This is a genomic window from Streptomyces sp. NPDC005195 (assembly GCF_040608315.1).
Lineage (GTDB): Bacteria > Actinomycetota > Actinomycetes > Streptomycetales > Streptomycetaceae > Streptomyces > Streptomyces kaempferi.
The window spans coordinates 1-5,288 of sequence record NZ_JBEXHZ010000147.1 but is presented as its reverse complement, the minus strand read 5'-3'; the positions used below and the strand labels follow the sequence as shown (position 1 = coordinate 5,288).

Annotated in this window: 1 protein-coding gene and 1 pseudogene; both read left to right on the top strand. The window is 74.4% G+C overall.

Going from position 1 to position 5,288, the window contains the following annotated elements:
* Nucleotides 1–1,288: beta-ketoacyl reductase (locus tag ABZV34_RS36930; protein ID WP_356286901.1), on the top strand; the 1,288-nt coding region annotated here is incomplete at its 5' end.
* Between the two features lie 62 nt (nt 1,289–1,350).
* A pseudogene (locus ABZV34_RS36925) lies at nt 1,351–5,288 on the top strand (SDR family NAD(P)-dependent oxidoreductase); the annotation flags it as partial.

The following is a 5,288-nucleotide window of genomic DNA, read 5'->3' as shown; positions in this document are numbered from 1 at the left end:
CGTCCTGGTGACCGGCGGAACAGGCGCCCTCGGCGCGCGCCTCGCCCACTGGCTCGTACAGCGCGGCGCGCGGGACCTCGTCCTGACGAGCCGCCGCGGAGCGGCAGCGCCCGGCGCCGTCGAACTCGCCGACGCACTGCGCGACCTGGGCGCCCAGGTCGCCCTGGAGGCCTGCGACATGGCGGACCCCGACGAGGTCCGCGCCCTCCTGGACCGGCACGCCGTCGACGCGGTGTTCCACGCCGCGGGCCGGGGCGACGCCGCACCGATCGACACCGCCGACGCCCAGCACCTCGCCGACGTATGGGGAGCCAAGGCCGCCGGCGCCACCCACCTGGACACCCTCCTGGCAGACCGGGACCTGTCGGCGTTCGTGGTGTTCTCCTCGATCGCCGGGGTGTGGGGCAGCGGCGGCCAGTCGGCCTACGCCGCCGCCAACGCCCAACTGGACGCGCTGGTCGAGCGCCGCCGGGTCCGTGGGCTCGTCGGTACGGCGGTGGCCTGGGGTCCCTGGGGCGGCGGGGGCATGGTGACGGACGACGGGGCCGTCGAGCTGGCGCGACGGGGCCTGCGGGTGATGGACCCCGACCGTGCGCTGGCAGGTCTGGGGCGTGCCTTGGACCTCGGTGACGGCACGGTGGTGGTCGCCGACGTGGACTGGGAGAGGTTCCTCCCCACGTTCACCAGCAGCCGTCCCAGCCCGCTCCTGTCCGCACTCCCGGAAGCGGCGGCCCCGGCGGCCGGCCCCGACGACACCGCGGCACAGGCCGCGGACCTCAGACACCGGCTCTCCGAACTCTCCACCACCGACCGCAGGCTCGCCCTGCGCAACCTCGTGCGCGACCGGGCCGCCGCGGTCCTCGGCCGCGCCGACGGCCGGAGCATCGAACCCGGCCAGGCGTTCCGCACCATCGGCTTCGACTCCCTGACCGCCGTCGAACTGCGCAACCAGCTCAACCACGACACCGGCCTGCGCCTGCCCACCACCCTCGTCTTCGACTACCCCACCCCCGGACACCTGGCCGAGCACCTCTGGACCGAGCTCTTCCCCGACACCGCGGGACCCGCGGACGCGGACGCGGACGAGGACACGCTGCGCAGGAAACTGACCGCCATCCCGCTGGCCCGCCTTCGGGAGAGCGGCCTGCTGACCGCGCTGCTGGCGCTCGCCGCACCGGAAGGCCCGGTGGAAGCGGAGACCGCCGCCGGCCCGGACGACAGCGAGCTGATCCACACGATGGACATCGACGACCTCGTACAACTCGCCCTCGGCGACTCGGCCCCCTGACCGTCCGGCCCGCCTCACCCGCCCCGTCCGCCGAAGCCCGAAGCAGAACAGTGGAGCTGAGTATGGCCACCTCCGAGGAACGCGTCGTCGCGGCCCTGCGCGCGTCGCTGGTCGAGAACGAGCGGCTGCGCAAGCAGAACGACCGCATCGCGCGCGCGGCGACCGAGCCCATCGCCATCGTCGGCATGGCCTGCCGCTACCCGGGAGACGTCCACTCGCCCGACGACCTGTGGCAGCTGCTGGCCGACGGCCGGGACGCGATGACCGGGTTCCCGCGGGACCGCGGCTGGGACCTGAGCGGAGCCGCCACCGACACGGCGGCCCTGCGCGGCGGATTCGTCGCCTCCGCCGCGGAGTTCGACGCCGGGTTCTTCGGCATCTCGCCCCGCGAGGCCCTCGCCATGGACCCGCAGCAGCGCCTGATCCTCGAAGCGTCCTGGGAGGCGCTGGAGCGGGCGGGCATCGACGCCGCCGCCGTGCGTGGCAGCCGTACCGGGGTCTTCGTCGGATGCAGCAACCAGAACTACGGTTCCGCGACCGGCCGCGAGCTGCCCGAGGGCATCGAGGGCCACCTGCTCACCGGCAACGCGGCGAGCGTCGTCTCCGGCCGGGTGTCGTACGTGCTGGGTCTGGAAGGTCCCGCGGTGACCGTGGACACGGCCTGCTCGTCGTCCCTCGTCGCCCTGCACCTGGCGGTGCAGGCCCTGCGGTCGGGGGAGTGCGACCTCGCCCTCGCCGGCGGCGTGACGGTGATGTCCACCCCGGACGTCTTCGCCGAGTTCGACCGGCAGGGCGGCCTCGCGGGCGACGGACTGTGCAAGGCGTTCGCGGAGGGCGCGGACGGCACGGGCTGGGGCGAGGGAGCAGGCGTGCTGCTCGTGGAGCGGCTGTCCGACGCCCGCACCCACGGCCACCCCGTCCTGGCCGTCGTGCGGGGCTCGGCCGTCAACCAGGACGGCGCCTCGAACGGCCTGACCGCACCGAACGGCCCCTCCCAGCAGCGGGTGATCCGCGCCGCCCTCGCGAGCGCCGGTCTGTCCGCCTCGGACGTGGACGCGGTCGAGGCCCACGGCACCGGCACGGCACTGGGCGACCCGATCGAGGCCCATGCCCTGCTGGCCACCTATGGGAGAGAACGGACCGGGGACACGCCGCTGTGGCTGGGGTCGGTGAAGTCGAACATCGGCCACACGCAGGCCGCCGCGGGCGTGGCGGGCGTGATCAAGATGGTGGAGGCGATACGCCACGGCGTACTGCCCGCCACCCTCCACGTCGACGAGCCCTCGACCCACATCGACTGGGAGGCGGGCGAGGTCCGCCTCCTCACCGCACCGCGCGCCTGGCCCGAGACCGGCCGCCCCCGCACCGCGGCGGTCTCCGCCTTCGGTGTCAGCGGGACCAACGCCCACGTCGTCCTGGAACAGGAGACCCCGCCACCGGCACCCGAGCAGGCCCCGGCCGGCACCGTACCGCCCGTGCTCCCGTGGCTCCTCTCCGCCCGCACCCCCGAAGCCCTGCGCGCACAGGCCCGCGCACTGTCCGCCTCCCTGGCCCGGCACCCTGACCGCAGCCCGGCCGACATCGGCTGGTCGCTGCTGACCACCCGGTCGACGTTCGACCACCGCGCCGTCGTCTTCGGCGGCGCCCGCGCGGACCTCCTCGACGGCCTGCGGAGCCTCGCCGAGAACGAGACCACCCCCCGGGCCGTGACCGGCTCCGCCCGCGGCGAGGGCAAGCTCGCTTTCCTCTTCTCCGGCCAGGGTGCGCAACGCCTGGGTATGGGGGGGGAGTTGTACGAGTCCTTCCCGGTGTTCGCGGAGGCTTTCGACGCGGTGTGCGCGCAGTTGGACGAGGGTCTGCGGGGTGTGGTGTTCGGTGAGGACGCGGATCTGCTGAACCGGACCGGGTGGGCGCAGCCCGCGCTGTTCGCGATCGAGGTGGCGTTGTTCCGGCTGGTGGAGTCGTGGGGGATGAGCCCCGACTTCCTGGTGGGTCATTCGGTGGGTGAGCTGGCCGCCGCACACGTGGCGGGGGTGTTCTCCCTCGAGGATGCCTGCCGGCTGGTGTCGGCGCGGGGTCGTCTGATGCAGCAACTGCCTTCCGGTGGTGCGATGTTCGCGCTGGAGGCGTCCGAGGCCGAGGTTCTCCCGCTGCTGGACGGCTGGGAGAGCGACGTGTCGGTCGCCGCCGTCAACGGTCCGCGTTCGGTGGTGATTTCCGGTGTCGAGGCGGTGGTGGAGGCGGTCGCGCAGGAGATAGCCGCCCTGGGTCGCCGTACCTCCCGTCTGCGGGTCTCCCATGCTTTCCATTCGCCGTTGATGGAGCCGATGCTGGCGGAGTTCCGTACGGTCGCGGAGAGCGTGGCGTACGGCGAGCCGTGTGTCGCGGTGGTGTCGAACCTGACCGGACAGGTCGCCGTAGCCGGGGAGTTGGGCTCGGCCGACTACTGGGTGCGGCATGTCCGGGAGGCCGTGCGGTTCGCGGACGGGGTGCGCACGCTGGCGGAACGGGGGGTCACCCGGTTCGTGGAGCTCGGCCCGGACGGCACCCTCACCGCCCTTGCCCAGCCCTGCGTCCCCTCCGACGACGGGATGCTCTTCACCCCCATACTGCACAGGACCGGCTCCGAACCGGCGGCCGTCCTGCGCGGCCTGGGCCGGCTGCACGCGCACGGTGCGCCGGTCGGCTGGGAGACGTTCTTCGCGGGAACCGGTGCGGCGGCCGTGGAGCTGCCCACGTACGCCTTCCAGCGTGCGCGTTACTGGCTCGACCCGTCCGCGCCGAGGCCGAAGCCCGGCGCCGACTCCTGGCGTTACGCCGTCACCTGGACGCCTCTGGCCCGGTTCTCCGGCACCGCGCCCGCGCCCGCGCCCGTGCCGCCCCCGGGCCTGCGGCTGGTGCTCGTCCCGCAGGTGCGCGACGAGCGGGCCGACGCCACGGTTGGCGCCGTACTCGAAGGGCTCGCGGGGCACGGGTTCGAGCTGCGGCTGATCGAGGTGCCGCACTCCGCGTCCGAGACGGCCCGAGCGGACCTGGCGGCCCGACTCGGCGACGCCCAGGCCGAGTGCGGACCCGTCACGGCCGTCCTGTCGCTGCTCCCGCTGGCCGAGGACCGGGCCGGGGTGGCGGCGGCCACGGCCACGCTGGTCCAGGCGCTCACGGACAGCGGACTGCGCGGTCCGGTGTGGTCGCTGACGCGCGGCGCCGTCTCCGTCGGACGCTCCGACGCGGTCACGGCACCCGAACAGGCGGCGGTGTGGGGGCTCGGCCGGGTCGCGGCCCTCGAACACCCCGACCTCTGGGGCGGACTCGTGGACCTCCCGGACGACCTCGACGAACGGGCGGTCGCACGGCTCGCCGCGGTCCTCACCGAACCGCGCGACGAGTACGACGAGTTCGGCGGGCTCGGCGAGGACCAGGTGGCGGTCCGCGACTCCGGTGTCTTCGGACGCAGGCTGTCCAGGCCCCGTCCCACCCCGCTGGACGCGTGGCGGCCACGCGGAACGGTCCTCATCACCGGAGGCACGGGCGCCATCGGCGCCCGGGTCGCGCGCTGGGCGGTCGAGCGCGGTGCCGAGGACATCGTCCTGGTGAGCCGGCGCGGCCCCGACGCGCCCGGCGCCCCGGAACTCGAAACGGCTCTCCGGTCGATGGGCGCCCGGGTCACGGTCGCCGCGGCCGACGTGTCCGACAGGGAGGAGGTCGCCGCGCTCCTCGCACGGCACCCCGTCGACGCCGTGCTGCACACTGCGGGCGTCCTCGACGACGCCGTCATCGGCGGTACCGATCCCCGGCGCATCCGGCACGTCATGCGGGCCAAGGCCGAGGCGGCCCTGCACCTCGACGAACTGACACGCGGCCGGGACCTGTCCGCCTTCGTCCTCTTCTCGTCGCTCGCCGGCGTCATGGGCAACGCCGGACAGGGCGCGTAGGCGGCCGCCAACGCGGTCCTCGACGCGCTCGCCGAGCGCCGTCGCGCCGAGGGACTGCCCGCCACCTC